19 protein-coding genes are annotated in these 23,919 nt (G+C 37.0%); 7 read left to right on the top strand and 12 right to left on the bottom strand.

Annotated features, from left to right (window positions below):
- Window positions 1–462 precede the first annotated feature (462 nt).
- From mutT to ACFIL7_RS00425, 3 genes are all read right to left on the bottom strand, one after another.
- The gene (gene mutT / locus ACFIL7_RS00435) at window positions 463–876 is read right to left on the bottom strand and encodes an 8-oxo-dGTP diphosphatase MutT (protein WP_375633956.1); all 414 of its coding nucleotides are present in this window, start codon (window positions 874–876) and stop codon (window positions 463–465) included.
- A 125-nt stretch (window positions 877–1,001) separates the two neighbouring features.
- Complete coding sequence (argJ, locus tag ACFIL7_RS00430) at window positions 1,002–2,234, bottom strand: bifunctional glutamate N-acetyltransferase/amino-acid acetyltransferase ArgJ (RefSeq protein ID WP_375633954.1); 1,233 nt, start codon at window positions 2,232–2,234, stop codon at window positions 1,002–1,004.
- 131 nt (window positions 2,235–2,365) lie between these two features.
- Window positions 2,366–3,319 (bottom strand): peptidylprolyl isomerase, encoded by a 954-nt coding sequence (locus tag ACFIL7_RS00425; protein WP_375633953.1) that lies wholly within the window; start codon window positions 3,317–3,319, stop codon window positions 2,366–2,368.
- 434 nt (window positions 3,320–3,753) lie between these two features.
- On the opposite strand from ACFIL7_RS00425, the gene secA reads away from it, so the two are divergent.
- From secA to prmC, 4 genes are all read left to right on the top strand, one after another.
- A complete protein-coding gene (secA, locus tag ACFIL7_RS00420; RefSeq protein ID WP_375633952.1) occupies window positions 3,754–6,471 on the top strand; it encodes a preprotein translocase subunit SecA in 2,718 nt (905 codons plus the stop codon).
- Entirely contained in the window at window positions 6,410–6,901 is a 492-nt protein-coding gene (locus tag ACFIL7_RS00415) for a Fur family transcriptional regulator (RefSeq protein WP_375618055.1), read from the top strand. The genes secA and ACFIL7_RS00415 overlap by 62 nt, the downstream gene beginning before the upstream one ends.
- Window positions 6,902–7,123: 222 nt before the next feature.
- Window positions 7,124–8,200, top strand: a complete 1,077-nt coding sequence (prfA, locus tag ACFIL7_RS00410; RefSeq protein WP_375627655.1) for a peptide chain release factor 1 — start codon at window positions 7,124–7,126, stop codon at window positions 8,198–8,200.
- Window positions 8,197–9,063 (top strand): peptide chain release factor N(5)-glutamine methyltransferase, encoded by an 867-nt coding sequence (gene prmC / locus ACFIL7_RS00405; protein ID WP_375634593.1) that lies wholly within the window; start codon window positions 8,197–8,199, stop codon window positions 9,061–9,063. Before prfA ends, prmC begins: the two co-directional genes overlap by 4 nt.
- On the opposite strand, the gene nrdF is transcribed toward prmC, so the two are convergent.
- The 4 genes from nrdF to nrdH are packed head-to-tail and all read right to left on the bottom strand — an operon-like array spanning window position 9,060 to window position 12,800.
- The gene (gene nrdF / locus ACFIL7_RS00400; RefSeq protein ID WP_273722534.1) at window positions 9,060–10,034 is read right to left on the bottom strand and encodes a class 1b ribonucleoside-diphosphate reductase subunit beta; all 975 of its coding nucleotides are present in this window, start codon (window positions 10,032–10,034) and stop codon (window positions 9,060–9,062) included. The two genes, prmC and nrdF, sit on opposite strands and share 4 nt — an antisense overlap.
- 11 nt (window positions 10,035–10,045) lie before the next feature.
- Window positions 10,046–12,196, bottom strand: coding sequence for a class 1b ribonucleoside-diphosphate reductase subunit alpha (gene nrdE, locus ACFIL7_RS00395; RefSeq protein ID WP_375618058.1), 2,151 nt, complete (start codon window positions 12,194–12,196; stop codon window positions 10,046–10,048).
- Window positions 12,178–12,576 (bottom strand): class Ib ribonucleoside-diphosphate reductase assembly flavoprotein NrdI, encoded by a 399-nt coding sequence (gene nrdI, locus ACFIL7_RS00390; protein ID WP_375618059.1) that lies wholly within the window; start codon window positions 12,574–12,576, stop codon window positions 12,178–12,180. Before nrdI ends, nrdE begins: the two co-directional genes overlap by 19 nt.
- A complete protein-coding gene (gene nrdH / locus ACFIL7_RS00385) occupies window positions 12,576–12,800 on the bottom strand; it encodes a glutaredoxin-like protein NrdH (RefSeq protein ID WP_005774163.1) in 225 nt (74 codons plus the stop codon). Before nrdH ends, nrdI begins: the two co-directional genes overlap by 1 nt.
- A 680-nt stretch (window positions 12,801–13,480) precedes the next feature.
- On the opposite strand from nrdH, the gene ACFIL7_RS00380 reads away from it, so the two are divergent.
- Genes ACFIL7_RS00380 through ACFIL7_RS00370 form a run of 3 tightly spaced genes read left to right on the top strand, consistent with a single transcriptional unit; the run spans window position 13,481 to window position 16,037 of the window.
- The gene (locus tag ACFIL7_RS00380) at window positions 13,481–14,230 is read left to right on the top strand and encodes an ABC transporter ATP-binding protein (protein ID WP_375634594.1); all 750 of its coding nucleotides are present in this window, start codon (window positions 13,481–13,483) and stop codon (window positions 14,228–14,230) included.
- Between the two features lie 9 nt (window positions 14,231–14,239).
- Entirely contained in the window at window positions 14,240–15,109 is an 870-nt protein-coding gene (locus ACFIL7_RS00375; protein WP_375618061.1) for a metal ABC transporter permease, read from the top strand.
- Between the two features lie 10 nt (window positions 15,110–15,119).
- Window positions 15,120–16,037 carry a metal ABC transporter solute-binding protein, Zn/Mn family gene (locus ACFIL7_RS00370; protein ID WP_375634595.1) on the top strand — a complete coding sequence of 306 codons (918 nt, stop codon included), beginning with the start codon at window positions 15,120–15,122 and terminating at the stop codon, window positions 16,035–16,037.
- Between the two features lie 1,934 nt (window positions 16,038–17,971).
- Here ACFIL7_RS00370 and ACFIL7_RS00365 read toward each other — a convergent pair.
- The 5 genes from ACFIL7_RS00365 to ACFIL7_RS00345 all read right to left on the bottom strand — a co-directional run bounded on the left by ACFIL7_RS00365 (window position 17,972) and on the right by ACFIL7_RS00345 (window position 23,884).
- Entirely contained in the window at window positions 17,972–19,018 is a 1,047-nt protein-coding gene (locus ACFIL7_RS00365) for a sn-glycerol-3-phosphate import ATP-binding protein UgpC (RefSeq protein ID WP_375634596.1), read from the bottom strand.
- A gap of 2 nt (window positions 19,019–19,020) precedes the next feature.
- The gene (ugpE, locus tag ACFIL7_RS00360) at window positions 19,021–19,872 is read right to left on the bottom strand and encodes a sn-glycerol-3-phosphate ABC transporter permease UgpE (RefSeq protein WP_375633937.1); all 852 of its coding nucleotides are present in this window, start codon (window positions 19,870–19,872) and stop codon (window positions 19,021–19,023) included.
- Between the two features lie 10 nt (window positions 19,873–19,882).
- The gene (ugpA, locus tag ACFIL7_RS00355) at window positions 19,883–20,767 is read right to left on the bottom strand and encodes a sn-glycerol-3-phosphate ABC transporter permease UgpA (RefSeq protein ID WP_375621175.1); all 885 of its coding nucleotides are present in this window, start codon (window positions 20,765–20,767) and stop codon (window positions 19,883–19,885) included.
- Window positions 20,768–20,862: 95 nt separating this feature from the next.
- Window positions 20,863–22,197, bottom strand: a complete 1,335-nt coding sequence (gene ugpB / locus ACFIL7_RS00350; protein WP_375633933.1) for a sn-glycerol-3-phosphate ABC transporter substrate-binding protein UgpB — start codon at window positions 22,195–22,197, stop codon at window positions 20,863–20,865.
- Between the two features lie 964 nt (window positions 22,198–23,161).
- Window positions 23,162–23,884, bottom strand: a complete 723-nt coding sequence (locus ACFIL7_RS00345) for a glycerophosphodiester phosphodiesterase (RefSeq protein WP_375611843.1) — start codon at window positions 23,882–23,884, stop codon at window positions 23,162–23,164.
- Between the last annotated feature and the right edge of the window lie 35 nt (window positions 23,885–23,919).

Raw genomic sequence — 23,919 nt, 5'->3', positions numbered from 1 at the left:
CTTAATCAAAAGCAACATTTTTTGAAATTTTTCCTATTATCGATATCTTATGAAATAAATACTCCTAATATCTCTCGATGCATCCAAGACAATCTCTCAATAATAATCGCGAAAAGTATAAATCCATTATCTACCACCATTTTTATGCTTATGAAGCGCGCAAAGGCATCATTATACACTTTTTGCCAATTCTCAATGTTGCGATAACCCTTGGCTATTGAAGAGTGTTCTTTCAGCACGTATTTTATTTATTTCTGTCTTAAATAATTTTATCCATATGACCCGCCCCACTTGGAACGTGCAAAAGAATGATTTTGATTAATTTAACATAAAACAGATTTGAAATGAAAAAATTTTTTATGACCCTGGACTTCCCCATTCAACATAAAAAAAAATTATAAATTATTATTATAACTCAATATATTGATTTATATTTAAACAATATTTCCTTCTTATGACACATTAAAGAAGGTGATTTTTCAATACCTGAACCAATGGTTTATCAGCATCAGGCATAGGGTATTTATCAAGATCATTAATAAAAACCCATTCTAAATTTTGCCCTTCTCGTCCTTGCGCAACGCCCTCATAATGGTCACAAAGATACAATGGCATTAAGAGATGAAATGTTTTATAGCTATGACTTGCAAATGTTAAAGGGTGTAAATTATTTGGTTGAACATAAATACCAAGCTCTTCCTCTAGTTCACGAATCAATGATGCTTCCAGAGTTTCACCTTGCTCAACCTTGCCACCAGGAAACTCCCATAAACCAGCCAGCGATTTTCCTTCAGGACGCTGTGTAAGCAAAACACGATTATTCTGATCTAACAGTGCGCATGCAACAACAAGAAGAATGGAACTTTTCATACACATATCACTCCCCAATAGGGAACATAAAGATAACTGACTTTTCTATCATATCCCCTCTGCTCCTAAAAGAGCTCACATACCCCATTTGCTCTGAAAAATAATAAACTGTTAAATATAAAGTGCATCCATTAACTTCTGTAATCGCTATTGATCATAACGTACTCTTTTGTTAAATCGCAAGACCAAACCGTCGCCGTGCTCTTACCCAAACCGATATCAACACGAATCGTGATGTGCTTACCTTGCATATAAGTACCTATTGTTTCTTCACAATACTCAGGATCTCGTACGCCATTCACGGCCACACGATGCTCACCAAACCAAATCGTCAATAGATCACGATCGACTTCAACACCGGCCTTCCCAACTGCCATAACGACCCGCCCCCAATTCGCATCTTCACCGGCAATAGCCGTTTTTACGAGCGGTGAATTTGCAATTGATAAAGCAATAGTTTTAGCTGCATTATTTGTTGTAGCACCCACCACATTAACCTCAATTAAATGACGAGCACCTTCACCATCACAAACAACTTGTAGTGCAAGTTCATGCAGAAGTGCACTCAATTGTTTCACAAAAACCCCATAACGCGGATCAGATTTACTTGTAAGACATGGAAAATGTTCTTTCCCTGTCGCAAACAACATAAGCGTATCTGAAGTTGAGGTATCGCTATCAACAGTAATTGAATTGAAAGAACCCTCAACTGCCTCTGATAACATGGATTGGAGTACATCCGAAGAAATGGTAGCATCACTAACCACAAATGACAGCATTGTCGCCATATCGGGTGCAATCATACCAGCACCTTTTGCAATTCCATTAATGGTAACACGCTCTCCCCCACAGTCAAAAGTGCGCGTCGCAAGTTTTGGAAATGTGTCCGTTGTCATTATGGCTTTTGCAGCTTCCAACCAATTTCCCTCTTCTGCTGTCTCTGTCATACTTGGTAAAAGATTGACAATACCCGATGCATCCATTGGCTCACCAATAACACCCGTAGAAGCTATAAAAATTTCATCTTCTCTAACCTTTAAAGCGTTCGCTGCTGCACAAATAATTGCATCGGTTGTGTGCTTTCCTTTGCTTCCTGTAAAAGCATTTGCATTTCCAGAATTCACAACAACACCCCTCGCAACCCCATGAGGAAGCGATGCACGACAATGCTCTACAGGGGCAGATGGACATTTTGAACGAGTAAAAACACCGGCCACACTCACTGGCTTATCAAATATGATGAAAAGAAGATCTGTACGATCTTTATATTTAATCCCAGCTTCAGCTGTTGCTATCCGTACACCAGATAATGGAGAAAGCTCCTGGATCTTTTGAGGCGACAAAGGAGAAATTTTCAAAACCACAATATGCTTTCTATAAAAACAAATGAAACGATTGCAGATCAATAACCTCTCATAGAAAACTGCTAGGCTTTTTGAACAAAACTAACCTAGCAAATTATCTATTAAAGAGGCTATCCACCTATTTTTCCTAGCTATTCCGTATCTTCTTCATCAGATGTTTCATCGGGAAGTAGCGTCCCATTTTGATGAAGCGATTCCATGATTTTTGTAACATTAGGATCAGGGTATTTCACATCTATCTTGCTACGTAAATCAACAATTAGTTCTTGATAGCGCTTTTTTATCAGCTGTGTCCGCAACATCTCTTTAACATCATCAAATGCAGGCGGTTGTTTTACACGACGATCTTCTAATTTAATAATATGCCAACCAAAAGGACTTTCAACGGGTTGTTTAGTGTATTCGCCAACTTTCAAACCAAATGCAGCATCTTCAAAAGGCTTGACCATTTGACCATGGCTAAAATAACCAAGATCACCCCCAACGGCAGCAGAACCATCTGTTGAACTTTTCTTTGCAATCTCTTCAAAATTTTCGCCTTTATTTAAATGCTTAATGATAGCTTCTGCTTCTTTTCTCGTTTTGACCAAAATATGACGCGCTTTAACCTCATCCTCTTTAGGTAAAGCAGCAACTTCTTGCTTATAAAGAGCTTCCAAATCAGTATCCGATATTTTGTCAACAATCGCCTGTTTAAAATAAAGCTGTTGAAGAACATTGTCACGCATGACTGCCATACGTTTATCGTAAGCTTCTGTCTTATCAAGACCTTTGCTTCTTGCTGCTTTTGCAAGTGCCTGCATATCTAAATAAGCTTTTAGAACCATCATACGACGTTGTTCATCAGGAAAACGTGCTAAATTAGGATTTATTTCAAGTGCTAAATCATCCAATTGGCCTGCTGTAATATTTTTCCCATCAATAACCGCCATAACATGAGAAGGAGAAACGGCTTTTTCAGAAGCTTTCTCCAAAGTCTTTAAATCATTCGACGATGAATTCAAACCTTCTTGGGCTCTCACCCCTAAACTTGTACTTGCCAATAAAGTTGATGCTAAAAAAAGCGCGATAAAGTTAAATTTCATAAATATACTCCTTAAAAATGAAGGCAGGTTCAAGATTCCAATTTTCTTTAACATAACACTTTAATCTTTAAACATAGAGAAATAAATTAGTAATTTATTTTAAAAAAGTATAAAATTATCCTTTTATCTCAGTTTCTCCAATCCTATCTAATGCAGATGAAAAGCATGATAATAGAGAAAAATGACATATTGTATCTTAAATTACTTTGTATTGTATCAGTTAAATAGCATACTTAAAGTTGACATAAAGCGCTTAGCCTCTTATCTCTACTTTACAATTAGAGTGAAAAATTGCACACCAGCAAGTATAATGGTACCATCTGCATTTCATGATGTCTCCAATGATATCAGACAACCTGAAGGAAATGTAGAGTATGGGGAGAGCATATGAATTACCCAACAAGAGTGACAACAATTAAAAGAAAGGGCCAGAGATGGTCAGTTTAGGTGTTTTTGCCCGTAAGTTTTTTGGTTCAGCTCATGAGCGACATCTCAAAGCACTCCGCCAAAAAGTTGCACAAATTAATGCTTTGGAAGAACAATTCGTAAAATTAAGTGATGAGCAGCTTTGCCAAAAAACAGATGCCTTTCGTAAACGTCTTAGTGAAGGTGAAAGTGTTAATTTGCTCTTACCAGAAGCTTTCGCGACTGTTCGTGAAGCCGCAAAACGTGTTTATGACATGCGTCCTTTTGACGTGCAACTTATTGGTGGAATGGTCCTTCACGACTGTGGCATAGCTGAAATGCGTACTGGTGAAGGTAAAACATTAATGGCAACTCTACCAATTTATCTCAATGCATTGGAAGGTAAAGGCGTTCATGTTGTGACAGTAAACGATTATCTCGCCAGTCGTGATGCTGAAACAATGGGGAAAATTTTTAGTTTTCTAGGGCTTACAACAGGCGTGATTCTTCATGATCTTGATAGTGATGCCCGCCGAGAGGCCTATGCATGCGACATTACCTATGCCACAAATAATGAACTAGGTTTTGATTATTTGCGTGATAATATGGCCTTCGATCATAGTCAAATGGTCCAACGTGGACATCATTACGCAATTGTTGATGAAGTTGATTCGATTCTTATTGATGAAGCCCGTACCCCCCTTATTATTTCTGGTCCTCTAGAAGATCGTACTGACTTCTATAACCTTATTGATACATTTATTCCCGCCTTAACTCCAGAAGACTATGAAATAGACGAAAAACAAAAAACAACGACCTTTACCGAAGTTGGTACTGAAAAAATTGAAAAAATGCTCGAACAAGCTGGGCATCTTAAAGGTGAGAGTCTTTATGACATAGAAAATGTCGCTATCGTTCATCATGTCAATAATGCTCTAAAAGCTCATAAACTGTTTGCTCGTGATAAAGATTACATTGTTCGCAATGATGAAATCGTTATTATTGACGAATTTACAGGGCGAATGATGCCTGGGCGGCGTTATTCTGAAGGACTTCATCAAGCGTTAGAAGCTAAAGAGCATGTTGCTATTCAACCAGAAAACCAGACACTTGCTTCCATCACTTTCCAAAATTACTTCCGTATGTATAGAAAATTATCTGGCATGACTGGAACTGCAACAACAGAAGCCGAAGAATTCAGAAATATTTATGGTCTTGACGTTGTCGAAGTCCCTACCAATTTGCCAATACAACGTATTGATGAAGATGATGAGATTTATCGAACAGCAGAAGAGAAATATCGGGCAATTGTGCGTGATATCCGTCAAGCACACGAAAAAGAACAGCCTATTCTTGTTGGAACAACCTCTATTGAAAAATCAGAACAATTGGCAGAGCGTTTGCGAAAAGAAGGCATTACCGATTTTAGAGTCTTAAATGCTCGCTATCACGAACAAGAAGCATATATCATTGCGCAAGCAGGAGTTCCTAGAGCTCTCACTATTGCAACCAACATGGCAGGACGCGGTACGGATATACAGCTTGGTGGTAATGTTGAAATGCGCATCCGACAAGAGTTACAGGATATCCCCGAAGGTCCAGAGCGGACAGCTAAAATTGAAGAAATAAAAAAAGATGTTCAGAAGCTTAAAGAAAAAGCTTTAGCGGCTGGAGGGCTTTACGTTATCGCTACTGAACGTCATGAAAGCCGTCGTATTGATAACCAGCTTCGTGGACGTTCTGGTCGCCAAGGCGATCCTGGTCGCTCAAAATTCTTTCTCTCTCTTCAAGATGATCTTATGCGTATCTTTGGCTCTAACCGTATGGATAGTATGCTGCAAAAACTTGGATTGAAAGAAAATGAAGCTATTATCCATCCATGGATTAATAAAGCCCTTGAAAAAGCGCAAAAAAAGGTCGAAGCACGAAACTTTGAAATTCGTAAAAATCTGCTAAAATATGATGATGTAATGAATGATCAACGCAAGGTTATTTTTGAACAGCGTATGGAGGTTATGAACGCAGATGATTTATCAGAAATGATCCTTGAAATGCGCAATGAAGTCGTAGAGGATCTCGTAGAAGCTTATATTCCATCAGGGACATATTCTGAAAAATGGGATGCAAAAACTCTCGAAGAAGAGCTTCAACAACTCTTTAATCTTGAGCTTCCAGTGGAAGAATGGGCAAAAGAAGATGGAATTGCCGAGGAGCAAATTCTAGAGCGTGTATCAGATGCTGTTACAAAACTTGAAAATGAGCGTACTGAACGATATTCTCCAGAAGTTATGGCTTATTTTCACAAAGCAGTATTGCTCGAAACTATTGACACGTTATGGCGTGAACATCTGATGAGTTTAGACCATTTGCGTTCTGTTGTTGGGTTTCGTGGTTATGCGCAGCGGGATCCGCTCAATGAATATAAGACAGAATCATTTGAACTCTTTCAAAGTATGTTGAAAAATTTGCGCCGAATTGTCACTTCTAAGCTTATGCGCTTTGAAATCATTCAACACCCCACAGAACCGACCATGCCTGAGCAAACTGATGCTGCTTCTTCTGTCTTTAATGATCAAAGTCAAGAAAATGCTCCCACCTTATGGGCACGATCACAAGAAAATAGATTTGTTAATCCACAAGATCGTGACCCTAACGATATAACCACATGGGGAAAAGTTGGACGTAATGAGCGTTGTCCTTGCGGTTCAGAAAAAAAATACAAACACTGTCATGGAGCCTTTGTTTGAAAAGCAAATTATGCAAATGAATAAAAAGCGAAATTATGAGCAAGAATTGCGCACAGCTGGTTTAAGAGTAACACGTCAACGACGAGTTATTCTTGATATTTTGACTGATACAAATGATCATCCTAATGCATTTGAAATTTTTCAGCGTGCAAACAAAATAGATTCGAATATTTCACTCTCAACTGTTTATCGAACCATGAAAATATTAGAAGGAAATGGAACAATTCATCGCCATAGCTTTAGTGGTGGTCCATCTCGTTTTGAGCAAGCAGATGGGCAACATCATGATCATCTCATTGATATAGAAACAGGACAAGTTATCGAGTTTCATTCTGATGTTATTGAAAAGCTGCAAGAGGAAATTGCAAAATCCCTTGGCTATGATATTATTCATCACCGCCTTGAACTTTACGGAAAAAAAAACTCTTAAAAAAGTAATCATATATCATTAGATAAAATACCTCAGGCAAATCAAATTTTATAAAAATTTACCTTTAAAATATAATAGTTTTCATTGGCAAAAAAAAAGAATTGCTTTATTACCCCTCTTTGTATGATGCTATACGGTAATTCATTGCCAATATTATAACAAAAAATCATTGCAACAAAATATTATAAAAATTGTATTATGAAAAATTAGGCCAATATTATCATGGTTTCTTTGCCACAAGATCGTATGAGACAGCTTGAAAAACGCTTTGAAATAATTGAAAGCCAAATGACGACGAATCCAAATGCTGAAACATATGTCAAATTAGCTTCTGAATATGCAGAACTACAACCCGTTATTACCTCTATACGCGCATTAAATGCTCTTTACGAAGAGATTACAGAATTAGAAACGATTATCAACGATAAACAAACAGATATAGAGATGCGTAATCTTGCCCAAGAAGAGCTACCATCGTTATATAAAAAAGTGGAGCAATTTGAAAAAGAACTCCAAATTCTGTTATTGCCTAAAGATGTTGCTGATGAAAAAAACGCTATTGTTGAAATTCGAGCAGGAACGGGTGGCTCAGAAGCAGCACTTTTTTCCGGTGATCTTTTCCGCATGTATGAACGTTATGCCCATGCTCACCATTGGAAAGTAGAAGTTATTTCACTTAGTGAGGGGGAAGTTGGCGGATATAAAGAGATTATTGCTAGCATTTCAGGAAAAGGTGTCTTTTCTAAATTGAAATATGAATCGGGGGTTCATCGTGTGCAACGCATCCCTGAAACAGAGACAGGTGGGCGTATCCATACATCTGCTGCTACCGTTGCTGTGCTTCCAGAAGCTGAAGATATTGATATTGATATTCGTCCTGAAGATATTCGTATCGACACAATGCGTGCATCCGGAGCAGGAGGACAGCATGTTAATACAACGGATTCAGCTGTTCGTATCACGCATATTCCAACAGGAATTATGGTCGTACAAGCAGAAAAATCACAACATCAGAACCGAGCACGAGCCCTTCAAATTTTACGGGCACGCTTATTCGATATCGAACGACAAAAAGCGGAAAGTGAACGTTCAGCTTCTCGTAAAAGCCAAGTTGGTTCTGGTGATCGCTCAGAACGTATTCGTACCTATAATTTTCCACAAGGACGTGTCACGGATCACCGTATTAATTTAACCTTGTATAAGCTTGATCGCATTCTAGAGGGAGATCTTGATGAACTTCTTCATGCACTCATCTCAGATCATCAAACAACACTGCTAATGGAAATGGATAATAATTGAGCAAATATTCTTTCAAGAATGTTATCCAACAAATGCAAGAAAAATTGCGCACGAAAGGGATTGCTGAAGCCGATCTCGATGCGAAAATACTCGTTGAATGGATAACAGGAATAAATGCTGCTGAAAGAATTTCTAAACCAGATATGCATCTATCTTCTGAGCATATTATACAAATAGAACAGGCTTTACAACGGCGTATTGCAGGCGAACCCGTTTACCGTATTATAGGAGTACGAGAATTTTATGGTATATCTTTTACATTGTCTCAAGAGACGTTAGAACCTCGTCCTGATACAGAAACGCTGATAGATCTTGTTCTCCCTTTTCTCCAAAAACAGGTCGAAAATTCGAGAAGAACAACATTCCTTGATATGGGAACAGGAAGTGGCGCCATTGCTATTGCACTCCTTAAACAAATTCCCCAATCCTATGCGGTGGCAGTCGATATTTCTGAAGATGCCCTTAAAACAGCGAAAAAAAATGCAAAAAATGCTGAAGTAGCACACCGCTTCACACCTCTTCTTAGCGACTGGTTTGATTCTGTCACAGATCGCTTTGATTTTATTGTTTCCAATCCACCTTATATTCCCGCAAAAGATATCAAAAAACTTGCAAAAGAAGTGCGCTTACATGACCCATTGCGCGCTCTGATAGGAGGGGAAGATGGACTTGATTTTTATCGAAAACTCGCCCATGAAGCAGCCAATTACTTAAAAGAAAACGGCTATGTCGCTGTTGAAATTGGTTTCTCTCAAGAAAATGAAGCCTGCAATTTGTTTGAAAAAAATGGTTTTCAATGTTTAGAAGTGCGCAAAGATCTAAGTGGAATACCCCGCGCACTTCTATTTGCATGCAAACATTAAAATTCCCAATCATCATCCGTAGTAGCAACAGCCTTGCCAATGACATAAGAAGAACCTGCTCCTGAAAAAAAGTCATGATTTTCGTCAGAGTTTGGTGATAAAGCCGCCAAAATAGCGGGATTAACACGACAAACCTCAGGGGGGAAAAGAGCTTCAAAACCTAAATTCATTAAAGCCTTGTTAGCATTATAATGAAGAAAAATTTTAACATCTTCTGTCAATCCAAGCGCATCATAAAGATCTTCAGTATATTTGCACTCGATGTTATAAAGATCAAAGAGCAGGTTAAAAGCAAAATCTTTAATTTCTTGTCTTTTGGCTTCATCAAGCTTTGCAAAGCCCAATTGGAATTTATAACCTATATAATAACCATGGACTGCTTCATCACGAATGATTAGTCGAATGAGGTCTGCTGTATTGGTCAACTTAGCGCGACTGGCCCAATACATGGGCAAATAAAAACCAGAATAAAATAAAAAGCTTTCCAGCAAAGTCGAAGCAATTTTTTTCTTAAGTGGATCATTTGCTTCATAACGCTCAAGTACTAATCTAGCCTTTTTCTGCAAATGAATATTTTCTTCTGACCATCTAAACGCATCATCAACTTCTACCGTCGAACAAAGGGTTGAAAAAATAGAGGAATAAGAACGTGCATGAACAGCTTCCATAAAAGCAATATTCGTCAAAACTGCCTCCTCATGCTCCGTTATCGCATCAGCCAGAAGCGAAATGGCTCCTACAGTGTTTTGAATTGTATCGAGAAGCGTTAGTCCTGTAAAAACACGAATCGTTAGCTTACGTTCTTCATCCGTTAAGCTTGACCATGAAGGAATGTCATTGGAAAGTGGAACCTTCTCAGGTAACCAAAAATTCCCAGTTAAGCGGTTCCATACTTCAAGATCTTTCTCATCATGTAATCTATTCCAATTAACAGCGCACACAACAGGATTTTTGGTTGTAATCTTTGTCATATGATGATCTCCTATAAACTGCACGAAACACAGCCATCAACTTCTGTTCCACTTAATGCTACTTGCCGTAATCGTACATAGTAAATACTCTTGATTCCCTTTTTCCAAGCATAAATTTGTGCGCGGTTAATATCACGTGTGGTCGCTGTATCAGGAAAAAATAATGTTAATGAAAGACCTTGATCAACATGCTGTGTTGCAGCAGCATAGGTATCTATAATTTTTTCAGGACCAATCTCATAAGCATCTTGGTAAAAATTCAAATTCGTATTATCCATATAAGGAGCAGGATAATAAACGCGCCCAATTTTTCCCTCTTTGCGAATTTCAATTTTTGAAGCAATTGGATGAATGGAAGAAGTGGCATGATTAATATAGGAAATAGATCCCGTAGGTGGAACTGCCTGCAAATTGCGGTTATAAAGCCCATACTCAATAACTAATTTTTTGAGTTCCTGCCAATCCTTTTGATCTGGAATAACAATATTATTCCGTGCAAAAAGCTCTTGCACAAGTGGAAATTGCGGTTTCCATTCTTTTTCAATATATTTTTCGAAAAAACGTCCATCTGCATAAGCTGATTTTTCAAACCCTGCAAACATTTCTTGACGTTCGTGCGCAATTAAATTGGAAGCCCGTATGGCGTGATATGTCACAATATAAAAATAGATATTGGTAAAATCAATCGCTTCTGGAGACCCATAATAGATCTGCTCACGCGCTAGAAACCCATGCAAATTCATTTGTCCCAAACCAATCGCATGACTTTCAGCATTGCCTTTCGCAATGGAAGGCACACAAGCAATATTGCTCATATCCGAAACAGCAGTCAGAGCACGAACAGCAGATTCCACGGTCTGTCCAAAATCAGGACTTTCCATTGCTTTGGCAATATTCATGGATCCAAGATTACAGGATATATCACTTCCAATCGTGCGATAAGTTAAATCTGTCTCCAGTTCACTCGCCTCACTCACCTGCAAAATTTCTGAACATAAATTGCTCATACTTATGCGCCCAGCTATCGGATTCGATCGATTAGCAGTATCCTCAAATAAAATATAGGGATAACCCGACTCGAATTGAATTTCCGCTAATGTCTGGAAAAAAACGCGTGCACTTATTTTCTTTTTACGAATCTTTGCATTATCAACAAAAGAACGATAATGCTCCGTTAAAGAAATATCGCTAAAGGGCTTACCTGTCACACGCTCGATGTCATACGATGAGAAGAGATACATATCCTCATTATTCCGTGCAAGCTCAAAAGTAATATCAGGAATAACGACACCAAGCGAAAGCGTTTTGATTCTAACTTTTTCATCAGCATTTTCACGCTTTGTATCCAAAAACTTCATAATATCTAAATGATGAGCATGCAAATAAACAGCTCCAGCCCCCTGTCGTGCCCCAAGCTGATTGGCGTAAGAAAAAGAATCTTCCAAGAGTTTCATCACCGGTAAAACACCTGAGGACTGATTTTCTATTTGCTTAATTGGCGCCCCAGCTTCCCGCAAATTCGTTAAACAAAGCGCTACACCTCCACCACGTTTTGAAAGCTGCAAAGCCGAATTAACCGAACGACCTATCGATTCCATATTATCTTCAACACGTAGCAAAAAACACGAAACCAATTCACCTCGTTGTTTTTTCCCAGCATTTAAAAATGTCGGTGTTGCCGGTTGAAAACGTCCTGTAATAATTTCATCCACAAAACTTTCAGCAAGAGCTTTATTCCCTTGTGCCAAATATAAAGCTACAAGACAGACACGATCTTCATAACGTTCAAGATAACGTTTTCCATCAAAAGTCTTCAGTGTATAGCTGGTATAATACTTAAATGCGCCTAAAAAGGTAGGAAAACGAAACTTAAATGCGTAAGCACGTTTAAAAAGCTTTTTAATAAAAGAAAAATCATAAAGCTCAAATAAAGCTTTTTCATAATAACCTTCTTCTATTAAGTAATCTATTTTTTCCTTCAGGTTATGAAAAAAAACTGTATTTTGATTAACATGCTGAAGAAAATATTGCCGCGCAGCAAGCCGATCCATATCAAATTGAATATGACCATTTTCATCATAAAGATTAAGCATTGCATTCAACGCATGATAATCAGTAATCTGATCCGATTTCTGCGATTGTCCTATGCTAATTGTTTCCAAAATCTTTCCAATCCCTTTTTTACATAAATAACGTCTTCATCAGTTCCACGCAGCTCAAAACGATAAAGGCAAGGTACACAACATTTTTCAGCAATAATTTTACTTGCTAAATTATAATAGCGACCAAAATTACGATTCCCACCGCCAATAACACCACAAATTAATTTTCGGTTCTCAGCTTCATTAAGAAACTGGACAACGGCTTTCGGCACGGCCCCTCTTCCTTCACCATCTGCATATGTAGGAACAACCAATACATAAGGTTCACCAACCAATGCAGAAGGCTTTCTTTTATCAATTTTGAAGAGTCGTTGACCAAGCTGCGAGACAAAATGTTCTGTATTACCCGTTGCACTCGAATAATAAACAATAAGCCCCATTAAGCACAAAGACCACTAATCATATCTGGTCTAAAACCAGACCAATGATTTTCACCACAAACAACGACAGGAACCTGACGATACCCCAGAGATTGAACAAAACTGTATGCTTGTTCATCACAGGAAATATCAACAACACGATAATGAATGCCTTTTGCATCAAAAGCGCGGCGTGTAGCATCACATTGGACACAAGATGGTTTGCTATAAATAGTGATCGACATTTTCTTCAACTTTCACAATTCCAAACAATCAACCCTGAAAGGTCAATCTAATAATTTTATAGGTACTCAAGAATAACAAAAAACAGAAATTGTACGCAAAACATGTGATTATTTTCAAATAATACACAGCTTCCTGAACATAACAGAATTCCTCATCAAATAACTTCAAAAACTATGATGAGAATAAGCGATTATTCTACAACTTAAATGGCAAAGCCCCCTAGTTATAAAACAATCTTTTGCTTGCATTACAATTCCCTCCTGCTGTCTAAAAAACTAATGTTCTAAACTACCGTTTTTCAAGAGCTCTGTTTGCTCTTTTACGGCAAAAATCAATTACAAAAACGAAAGGAAATCCCTCCAAAAGAGACCCTTCAGTAAAAATACTGCTATACCTTTGGCCAATAAACTCTTTACAATAATGGAAATAACTTAGATACCAAACGAAACACACTAACACCCTCTCTTGTGCTTATTTAGAATCACCAATCATTTTGATACTATATATAGTATATACTCTCTCTCTTTCGTCAAGGTGAATTCAATTATTATTTTTAATTTTCCACGATCTTCCCACTAAAATTTTCAGTACTCAAAACTATGTAATAATATAACATTTTGTTGACAAACGTTATATTATTACATAGTTTCCAAAATAATAAGCAACGATGGTAAAAAATATGGATCTGCACTTCAATAAGACAACATTAGGCTATAGGAATAGAATAGCAATAAAGAACTTTTCAGCAAAATTAAAAGCTGGTTCATTGGTTGCAATAACAGGTGATAATGGCGCTGGAAAATCGACACTGCTAAAAGCTATCGCCGGATTGATTAAACCTCTTAAAGGAAAAATTACAAAACCAAAAAAAAGCTGCATTGCTTATCTTGCTCAGCAATGTAATATAGATCAAACATTTCCAATTGATGTGAAAACGCTTGTAAAAACAGGACTGTGGTCTTTTTGTGGATTATGGAAGAATCAGCGCCCTTATGATTCTAAGATTCAAAATGCTCTTAAAATGGTTGGGCTTACAGAACTCGCATCCCGTTCGCTTGAAACATTATCAGGCGGGCAATTGCAACGCGCTCTTTTTGCACGTATCATTATACAAGATGCCAATATTATTTTACTTGATGAACCTTTCAATGGTGTAGATCATAATACCCAAAAAGACCTTCTTGCACTGATCACATACTGGCAACAGCAAGGACGCACAATTCTCACAGCACTCCATAATCCTCTCATCGTGCAAGAATTTTTCCCCCAAATGATTCAAATTGATCAACAAAACGCCTTTTATGGAGAAACAACACAGTTTTTAAACAACACCATTCATCACGTTATGCCACCTCTCACATCCAATTCTTTCCCTATTAGCGCACAAAAACAAAATCTTCCCATCAATGATCCTCTCTTTCTTACTTAGGTATAAGACGTGTATGCATTTTTTCTTGCCCCCTTTGTTGATTTCCAATTTATGCAAAACGCCCTTATCGGTTCTATTTTTCTGTCTATTAGCGCTTGTCCTGTTGGTGTGTTTTTGATGCTCCGTGGAATGAGCTTGACAGGAGATGCTATTTCTCATGCCATTCTTCCTGGTGTTGCAACTGCTTTTCTGATTTGTGGTTTTTCCCTCATATCTATGACACTTGGTGGCATCTTCGCTGGTCTTATTGTTGCTTTAGCAACCATTTTGATTTCACGAAACAGCTTTCAGAAAGAAGATGCATCCATGACCGTCTTTTATCTTATTGCACTCGCGGCAGGTGTTATTATTATCTCACTGAAAGACTCAACAATTGAGCTGCTTCATCTCTTATTCGGATCGGTTCTTGCACTTGATGCACAAGCCCTTTGGTTAATCGCTACTATAATGCTGATTACACTATGCAGCCTTTGTATTTTTTGGCGTGCACTCGTTTTAGAAAGCTTTGACCCCCTCTTTTTTAAATCACTCTCTCCATTGAGTAAATATATTCATATTTCATTGCTTGGACTTGTGGTGTTGAATCTGGTTGGAGGCTTTCAATCACTAGGAACATTACTTTCCGTTGGTATTATGATGATTCCAGCCATTACAGCCCGTTTTTGGTTTTCACGGCTAGTCCCTATTTGCGCGCTTTCCACTCTTTTTGGAATCATTTCTAGCGTATGTGGTCTCCTGCTTTCTTTTCATCTTTCACTTCCCTCCGGCCCTGCTATCATCATTGCCGCAGGATTTATTTATCTCGTTTCCTGTTTGATAAGTCCACGTGGCTTTATTGTAACATGGTTTCCCCACCTCTTTTATACCTCCTCACTTTAAGGAAAAAAATGTGCCTAAGTTTGCTCAAAAATTTGTTATTCTTGGAGCCTTATTGCTTGCCCTTTCTCCATTTTCTGCTTCTGCACACAATAAAATCAAAGTTGTTGCGAGCTTTTCTATTCTCGCAGATCTCGTAAAAAATGTAGGAGACCACCATATCTCTATGACTACTTTTGTAGGTCCAAATGCGAATACCCACACTTATGAACCTACCCCCCATGATGCTCAAGCGCTTAGAAATGCTCAAATTATTTTCATCAACGGGCTTCATTTAGAAGGATTCATTGATCGCCTCATTACAGCAAGCGGTACAAAAGCACTTCTTGTCGAAGTTAGCGCTAACATTCCCTCTCTCAAAATGAAAAATCAAGAACATAATGCCCATCACCACCATAGCGTTATTGATCCACACGCTTGGCAAACAATTCCCAATGTCAAAATCTATGTGAAAAATATCGCTGCTGCTTTTTGTAAAATCGATCCACAATCCTGCACCAGCTACAAAAAAAATGCCGAAACCTACATCCAAAAACTTAAAATAGCACAAGATACCCTGAAAACAAAAATTTCTACCATTCCTAAAGATAAACGTATCATTATCACATCTCATGATGCCTTTGGCTATTTTGCCAAGGAATATGGTTTTACTATCCTTGCCCCTCAAAGTGCTTCAACAGAAACTGAAGCAACCGCAGCCGATGTTGCTAAACTTATAAAACAAATTAAAGCGAATAAAGCAACTGCCCTATTCGTTGAAAATATCTCTAATCCCCGTCTCATAAAACAGATTGCAAAAGAAACAGGTTTAACAATTGGTGGAACACTTTATTCTGATGCATTGTCAAACAAAAATGGCCCTGCAGCAACTTATCTCGATATGATGGAACACAATGTGAATACCATCATTGATGCTATCACAAAACATTAAGATCTTCTATAAAAGAGATAAAAAAGAGTTCATAAAATCGTAGGTCTATGATTATGTTACTAATGATGCTCCAACAGCTATAATTGATAACATTGATATGAAATAAAGTTACTTTTACAGAGAAATTTATACTCTATAGATTCTAAGATAGATAAAGTAAGTGGATTTATTGCCTCATGGTGCCCAAACTGTCAGCAGTAGCATTCTATTTTTCAATGCTTCTTTTACAATAACTCTCGACACTTGAAACGATTCATAAGAAGAATTTGGTGTCTTTTTCTTAAAGTATTTTTATCTATCCAACTTCATTTATAACATGCAAGTAGAATTAGTGTATGAATAAAAACCACTTGAAGAAAAAATGCCTCTTATGAAGAGTCTCAACACAATAATTGTTGCAATGTTGGAGACTGAAAGAGAGTATGATGATGGCCCCAGCTTGCATTTTTATAAGCATAAAGATGGCGATACACAATGGATTTTATGTTATACTACTTATAAACGACTGCGTGAATAAATAGTTGGAACAACCTTGCAAGATATTTTTTAAAAAAAGTGCGTAAATTGGCAACCCAATAGCCTTCTGTTTAGGTATTCTGTTTTGTATGAGAGATGCAATTCTATTCAAAGAACGTAAAAAAATGTGTTCGGCAATGCTTAATCGCCATTATGTAAGAGACACTGGCTCAGATGTTTTTGAAAATTGCAATACTAAATTAAAAGATGATGCTAAAGACAGAATCTATTTTTTATCTTGATGCTTTCATATTCCCCCCCCTAAATTAAGCTGTCTCCTCATTTTAAAAATTACACAAGCAGATAAGCTTATTCTACTCTGGCATACAAAACTGAATACAGCACTGAACCGTCTTCATATTTGTCTCAAACATACTGCTGTATAAAGTTTAGGTTGATTTATAAGCAACAAAAAGCACGCGCTTTATAAGAAAGTAATATCATAAAACCATTAATAGACTGGTAATATATTGAAAAAATATACCAGCTTTTATAAAATGCTTTGTAAAACAATAATATAACTGTCTTTGTCTCTGCTGATTCTTATAGGTGTTCGCATCGATCCCTTATGCTATATTCATAAAGATCTGTTTGAGGATGATCTATAGGCAATTTTTAACTCAAGAATATAGAAAAGATCGATGAGATGTTACAGATGTGTTTCATCTGCTTTTATCGTTAAAAGTAATGAAAATTCTAAAACAAGCACGCCTTCTATCTCTCAGTGATTTTTTTGCAACTTATCAGATACCCTCGCTGAGAATTGCATAGTGATTTACATGAGAAAAAAATAAACTTGCAGCATGCGCGCATAGGTTTCTCTCTAATTTATGTGATTGGTAGAAAAAACAAATGCTTCTTATAGGAGCTCTGAAACCATTTTAGATCATATGGCCAGCGGTAAAATAGAATGCGCCTATTTTCGTACAGACTATTTAAAACAGCGTCGTATTTTGTGGATCAAGTAGACTTCTTATGTTAGGGGTCAAAGCCAAGATATGGGGCGCATCCTCCCTTATCTGTGACTCATTTTTTCTCTCTATTTCTCTCATTTACTTTTATAATACACATAAATTATTACATCAAGAAACATATTATAATATGTTTTTTTTATAACAAAATTATAAATGAGTAAAAATATGGTTAATAAAGATTTATTCTATATTGATATTTTTTTATAATGAAAATGATGTTTGAAAATTATATTCTTCTTACAGACCGTGAAAATGCAAAATTTCTTCATATAAATGTTTTGACATTCTCAGCGCCATGGGACAATGGATCATTACCAAAACTGTTAAAATTTTGTTTTTAATCCCATCGGTTACAACCTGAGTTTGTAAATGTAATCGAGAAAGTCAAAACACAACATTATCATGACGCAGCATAAAAGAGAGTCGTGTCACATCAAGTAATGCTTACTTATTATTTGTGCGCTTTCCTGTGTTTTTATTAAAAGTATGAAAATTCTGATGAGCAACTGTGAAACTTAGTTTTTGACCATAGTCTTGTGTCAAGCGTTCTTTTATTTCAATCGTAAAGATGATACCATTCCAACGCGTTAAAACATGGCAACCTGTTCCAATAAGCTTGATAAGCTCAATTTTTGTGTGAAAGACAGGCCCTTTATCTGGATGTTGTCCCAATAAGATTATTTCAGGTCTGAATGCCAAAAGATCAGTTTCTTCGCCATAAGAAAATGAATGCCCTAAATGTTGTTCTAAGACATGGCGATCAAGAAAATTCATAGGAGGAGAACCAATAAAATCAGCAACAAATGTTGTTGCTGGAGTATCGTAAATTTCCATTGGTGTTCCAATTTGCTCGATAGCTCCTTTATTCAAAACGACTATTCTATCAGCTAATGTCATAGCTTCTAGTTGATCATGGGTAACATAGAGGCTCGTTGTTCCTAATGAACGCTGTAGTGTTTTTATTTCAATACACATTTGCGCCCGTAATTTTGCATCAAGATTTGAAAGAGGTTCATCAAAGAGAAAAACACGGGGTTGACGTACAATCACACGCCCCATTGCAACACGCTGACGTTGTCCTCCTGATAATTGTCGTGGTTTACGATCAAGAAATGGTTCTATCTCCAAAAGCTTTGCAGCATGTGCGATACGTTTTTTAATTTCTTCTTTAGGAGTTTTACGATTTTTAAGACCATATTCTAAGTTTCCACGAACTGTCATATGGGGATAAAGGGCATAATTTTGAAAAACCATAGCGATATCACGATCAGCTGGTTCACGATCATTGATACATTCGTTATCAATGCATAATTCACCTGAAGTAACTTGTTCAAGTCCTGCTATAATACGTAATAAGGTCGATTTTCCGCACCCTGAAGGACCGACAAGAACAAGAAGTTCTTTATCGGCAACAGTTAAATTTAAATCATCAATGACCAGAATGCCGTTGTCATACTGTTTTTTTATATTTGATAACTGGATTATGGCCACAATTACTTCTCCGTTTCAATAAGGCCTTTGATAAAAAGCCGCTGCATGAAGATAACAACAAGAACAGGGGGAACCATGGCAACAACCGATACTGCCATGAGTATATTCCATTGAGGATCATGTTGAAGTGATTCGACAATAAGCTGTTTTAAAATAATAAGGATCGTTTGATGATTTTGATCCGTTGTGATGATAAGAGGCCAGAGATATTGTATCCATCCATAAATGAACATAATGATAAATAAAGCAGCGATATTGCTTTTACTAAGAGGAAGAAGAATATCCTTAAAAAATTTAACTGGACCTGCACCATCAACACGTGCCGCCTCTAAGAGTTCATCTGGAACAGTCAAAAAAAACTGGCGAAATAAAAATGTAGCGGTTGCAGATGCAATAAGTGGAATAATCATTCCACTATAGGTGTTAACCATCCCCAATTTCGCAACAATCTCATAGGTTGGAAGAATACGAACTTCGACAGGGAGCATCAATGTAACAAAAATAAGAACAAAAGCAGTTTTTCGGAAGGGAAAGCGCATGTAAATAATTGCATAAGCAGACAAAAGTGAAATAATAATTTTTCCAACGCTAATCCCAAGAGCCATAATGAATGAATTCATTAAGAGTGGCCAGAGGTTGGGCAAACCCAGCTGTGCAAGGCCATCACCAAAGATTGTTTTATAATTTTCCAGAGCATATTTCCCAGGCAAAAGAGGAAGTGTTCCTGAGTTAAATGCTGCTGAACTATGAGTTGATGCAATGATAGCAACATAAACTGGAAAGCAAATAATGATAATACCAACAATAAGAGTAATATGGGTTAGAAATTTCAAAACAGGGCGATTTTCAACCATAATTTGTTTCCTAATATTGTACACGGCGCTCAATCCAGCGAAACTGGATAAACGTTAAGACAATAACCATCAACATCAATATTGTTGATTGTGCTGCTGATGCACCGATTATTTGATTTCTAAAGCCATCGTCATATACTTTATAGACGAGGATGCTCGTTGCACGCGCAGGACCTCCAGAAGTTGTATTATCAATAATACCAAAAGTATCAAACATAACATAATTGACATTGACAATAAGAAGGAAAAACGTCGTTGGTGAAATTTGCGGGAAAACCACTGTCCAAAATCGTTTAAAGGGACCAGCACCATCAATGGCGGCTGCTTCTATTTGAGAACGCGGAACAGACTGAAGACCTGTAAGAAAAAAGAGAAAATTGTAAGAAATTTGTTTCCAACTAGCCGCAATGACAATAAGAATCATTGCTTGAGTGCCATTAATACGATAATTCCATAGCACCCCTATTTTCTCGAGAAAAAAAGGGATAATTCCGATGGTGGGATGAAAGATAAACAGCCACAATATACCTGCCAATACTGGAGCAACAGCATAGGGCCAGAGCAAAAGCATTGTATAAGCCTTTTTTGCACGGATGACACGATCAACACAGACAGCTAAGAGAAGTGATATTGTCATTGAAGCGACAGTAACTGAGATGGAAAATACTGCGGTTGTAAGAAGCGATTGCCGATATGTAGGATCAGAAAGAACGGTTAGATAATTCTCAAAACCAATAAAGGTTGTTGTAAAGCCAAAAGGGTCTTCACGCTCAAAAGATGATTTTATTGCTTGAGCAGCAGGCCAAAAGAAAAACAAAAAAGTCACAAGAAGCTGAGGAAAAAGCAGTCCGTAAGAAAGTAGACTATTTTTAAAATATGCATGTTTTTCTTGCATTCGTAGGGCTCTTTAAATGTAGAGACTTTAAAAAAGTAAACAAAAAGGACTCAACCGTTTTTGTTGAGTCTTTAATGTTTAACAATAAAACGAAATTAATGATTAGATCTTTCAAATTCACGCAAGAGTTTATTTCCACGTTCAACGGTCTCATCTAAACCATCTTTCGGCGTTTTTGAACCACTAAGAACAGCTTCCAACTCTTGATCAAGAATGGCACGAATTTGTGGTAAATTACCAAATCTTATCCCTTTTGAGTTAACTGTTGGTGGATTAAGATTAATCTGTTTGATAGCTATATCCGCACCTGGCGTTTTTTCATAGAAATGTTGTTTTTTGCTCAATTCATAAGTCGCTTTTGTGGTTGGGAGATAACCTGTTTCCTGATGCCACTTTGCTTGATTTTCTGTTTTTGAAAGAAATTTAAGAAAAGCGGCTGCCCCTGCATATTCCTTTGGAGTATGGCCCTTAAACGCCCAAATAGAAGCTCCCCCAATAACTGAATTTTGTGGTGCTCCTTCTGTATCCTTATAGTACGGTAGCATACCAACCCCCACATTAAACTGAGCTTCAGAAACAATCCCAGCATGTGATCCTGAAGATTGCATAAAAATTGCACAATTTTGTGCCATAAACATTGGTGTTGAATCTAATGCACCTGCTGGACCACCATAACGGAAAATACCTTGATCAGACCACTTTTTCAGGTCAGCCCACATACGCACTTGTAAAGGTCCATTAAATGTAAGTTCTGAATCAAGTCCTTTAAAGCCATTTTCCTTCGTTCCAAAAGGAACATTATGCAACGCTGAAAAATTTTCTATACCAATCCATTGAGCGGCATAAGCCATTGTAAAACCACAATTTGCCGCTTTAGTCTCAAGAATTTTCTTGGAAAAGTTTTCTATATCTTGCCACGTTCTAGGAGGCTGTTCTGGATCAAGCCCTGCTTTTTTAAAGATATCTTTGTTATAATAAAGGATGGGTGTTGAAATATTAAATGGCATAGAGACGATACGTCCCTGTTCATCGGAGTAATAACCACTAATAACAGGGAAATAATCTGTAGGATCAAATTCTTGTTTTGTATCAGCCATAAGTTGATAAAATGGGTAGATTGCGCCTTTTGCAGCCATCATAGTTCCAGTACCAACGTCATAAATTTGAGCAAGTACTGGCTGTTTCTTTCCACGAAATGCTGCAATGAGTGAAATCAATCCCTCTTCATATTCACCGCGAAATGAAGAAACAACTTTATACTCAGATTGACTTGCATTAAAATCGTTAATGAGACTTTCAGTTTGCTTTCCTAATTCACCACTCATAGAATGCCAAAAGCTGATTTTTGTCTGTGCAAAACTTTCTGTCATCCCCGCTGTGGACATTATGATAGCAACCGTGGCCGCTATGGAAAGATAAAAACGACTCATGCTTCACCCTTTCTGAAGTGATGGAATACAAACTACCCCCTAAATTTATAGTATTACACATGAACATGCTATGACAGTTTTATTTCAGAAACATATTCTCTCATTTAAACAGGAACCACCTAAAGGTCAAATGAATTTATTTAAATTTATTTATTTTCTTTTATAAGCTTTCTTATATATTCACGAAATACGCGTTTGTAACTATCTGAAAAAAGTGAGATGGCTTAAATAAGCAAAGCCACTTGGTAAAAAGATATGGATCGTAAATATCATTCAATGACTATTTTAATATCTGGATTTACTTTTTTAAAAAGAATTGTTTATTCTTTTATTATTTGTCTTATAACTTTCGGCTTATAACTTTAACACGATGTTGCTACTGAATTTAAAGAAGAGACAAATAGAATTTTTTTAAAATTAAGAAAATCATTTTGAAGCGCTTAATAGTCTCTTTCCCTGTAACAAGATCACACCCCTCATGCAAAACAAAATGACACTGTATGACCAATTTCCATGCTGTTAAAAAATCTTTCAATACATCTACATTTCATGATAGAACCTGTAAAATAAGACATAAAGCCTCTCCATTAAAGTATATAAGACTTTTTGTATGCCATCATTTTTACACTTCATAAAAGTGCAAAACGACATCATCATATGAGACCCTAATGCTTAATAAGCCTTGCATTTGAAATACGTTAAATGAATATTTTTATTCTTTTCTCAATTATTTTTTATCCACACACCAACCCTACTTGTAATGTTCAAACAAATGATTTTGATTGATTCATTGTAAAAATATTTGAAATAAGAGAATCTTACGTATTAAGGTCTCTTACTCACATGAGTAAAATATTAATTATCATTATAAATCAATGTATTATTGTTATATATTAGATAATTTTTCTTCTTTCATTACGCTAACTTTATGAAGATATATAGTTCCTTTTGTGTTGATGTATTTTTACCTTTGTGCACACAATTGCAATGCGAGATCAGGTTGATCTGTCGTAATATAATGTACAGGCATATCAAGCCAATATGATAACCGAGCTTTTCCATTAATTGTCCATACCCCTACAGTAAAACCAGCCTCAAGAGCTGATTCAATAAAGTTCTGTGAAACAATAGAGCCATCTAAACTTAGGTCAGAATAACCTAATTGCTTCCATTCAGAAAAATGACGGTACATATCACCTTCAAAATTATCAACACATGGACCAGATGGTATTCCTGCTTCAATAAAAGGACGAAGGATAAAAGGATCAAAACTAATTGCAGAAACCCGTTCTGATAAATTTCGGCTTTTTATTAGCGCAAGCGCTTTTTGGGATAATATTGTTTCGCGCTCCACTTCACCGCATGTCTTGATTTCAAGATGCAATGCAACATTCGTTGGTGCTAAAAGATCAAGCACTTCTTCTAATAAGGGAGGTGCTTCTTGGCTTCCTTTTACGCAGAGTTGTTTGCGTGTTTCATTATCAATGTCATGAATATACCCCTTTTTTCCAACCAATTGGTCTAGACGGAAGTCGTGAAAGACAACCACTTCACCGCTTTTTAGCAAATGAACGTCGCATTCAACTTCATCAACACCTAACGCTATAGCATTATTAAATGCCGAAAGGGTATTTTCAGGATAAAGATGAGCTCCTCCACGGTGTGCAACAATTTTTTTCTCAGACATGCAAAATCCCACACTTCTCAATTTTAAACGATATT

It is taken from the genome of Bartonella sp. AP3QHHD (genome assembly GCF_042195765.1).
GTDB lineage: Bacteria > Pseudomonadota > Alphaproteobacteria > Rhizobiales > Rhizobiaceae > Bartonella.
The sequence above is the reverse complement of the archived record's forward strand: the minus strand, read 5'-3'. Positions and strand labels throughout refer to the sequence as shown.

Excerpts from the sequence above, each read along its gene's own strand:
- mutT (WP_375633956.1), bottom strand. The coding sequence starts at position 876 with ATGTGTATGAAAAGTTCCATTCTTCTTGTTGTTGCATGCGCACTGTTA.
- ACFIL7_RS00425 (WP_375633953.1), bottom strand. The coding sequence starts at position 3,319 with ATGAAATTTAACTTTATCGCGCTTTTTTTAGCATCAACTTTATTGGCA.
- secA (WP_375633952.1), top strand. The coding sequence starts at position 3,754 with ATGGTCAGTTTAGGTGTTTTTGCCCGTAAGTTTTTTGGTTCAGCTCAT.
- ACFIL7_RS00415 (WP_375618055.1), top strand. The coding sequence starts at position 6,410 with ATGAGCGTTGTCCTTGCGGTTCAGAAAAAAAATACAAACACTGTCATG.
- prfA (WP_375627655.1), top strand. The coding sequence starts at position 7,124 with ATGGTTTCTTTGCCACAAGATCGTATGAGACAGCTTGAAAAACGCTTT.
- nrdF (WP_273722534.1), bottom strand. The coding sequence starts at position 10,034 with ATGACAAAGATTACAACCAAAAATCCTGTTGTGTGCGCTGTTAATTGG.
- nrdI (WP_375618059.1), bottom strand. The coding sequence starts at position 12,576 with ATGGGGCTTATTGTTTATTATTCGAGTGCAACGGGTAATACAGAACAT.
- nrdH (WP_005774163.1), bottom strand. The coding sequence starts at position 12,800 with ATGTCGATCACTATTTATAGCAAACCATCTTGTGTCCAATGTGATGCT.
- ACFIL7_RS00380 (WP_375634594.1), top strand. The coding sequence starts at position 13,481 with ATGGATCTGCACTTCAATAAGACAACATTAGGCTATAGGAATAGAATA.
- ugpE (WP_375633937.1), bottom strand. The coding sequence starts at position 19,872 with ATGGTTGAAAATCGCCCTGTTTTGAAATTTCTAACCCATATTACTCTT.
- ugpA (WP_375621175.1), bottom strand. The coding sequence starts at position 20,767 with ATGCAAGAAAAACATGCATATTTTAAAAATAGTCTACTTTCTTACGGA.
- ugpB (WP_375633933.1), bottom strand. The coding sequence starts at position 22,197 with ATGAGTCGTTTTTATCTTTCCATAGCGGCCACGGTTGCTATCATAATG.
- ACFIL7_RS00345 (WP_375611843.1), bottom strand. The coding sequence starts at position 23,884 with ATGTCTGAGAAAAAAATTGTTGCACACCGTGGAGGAGCTCATCTTTAT.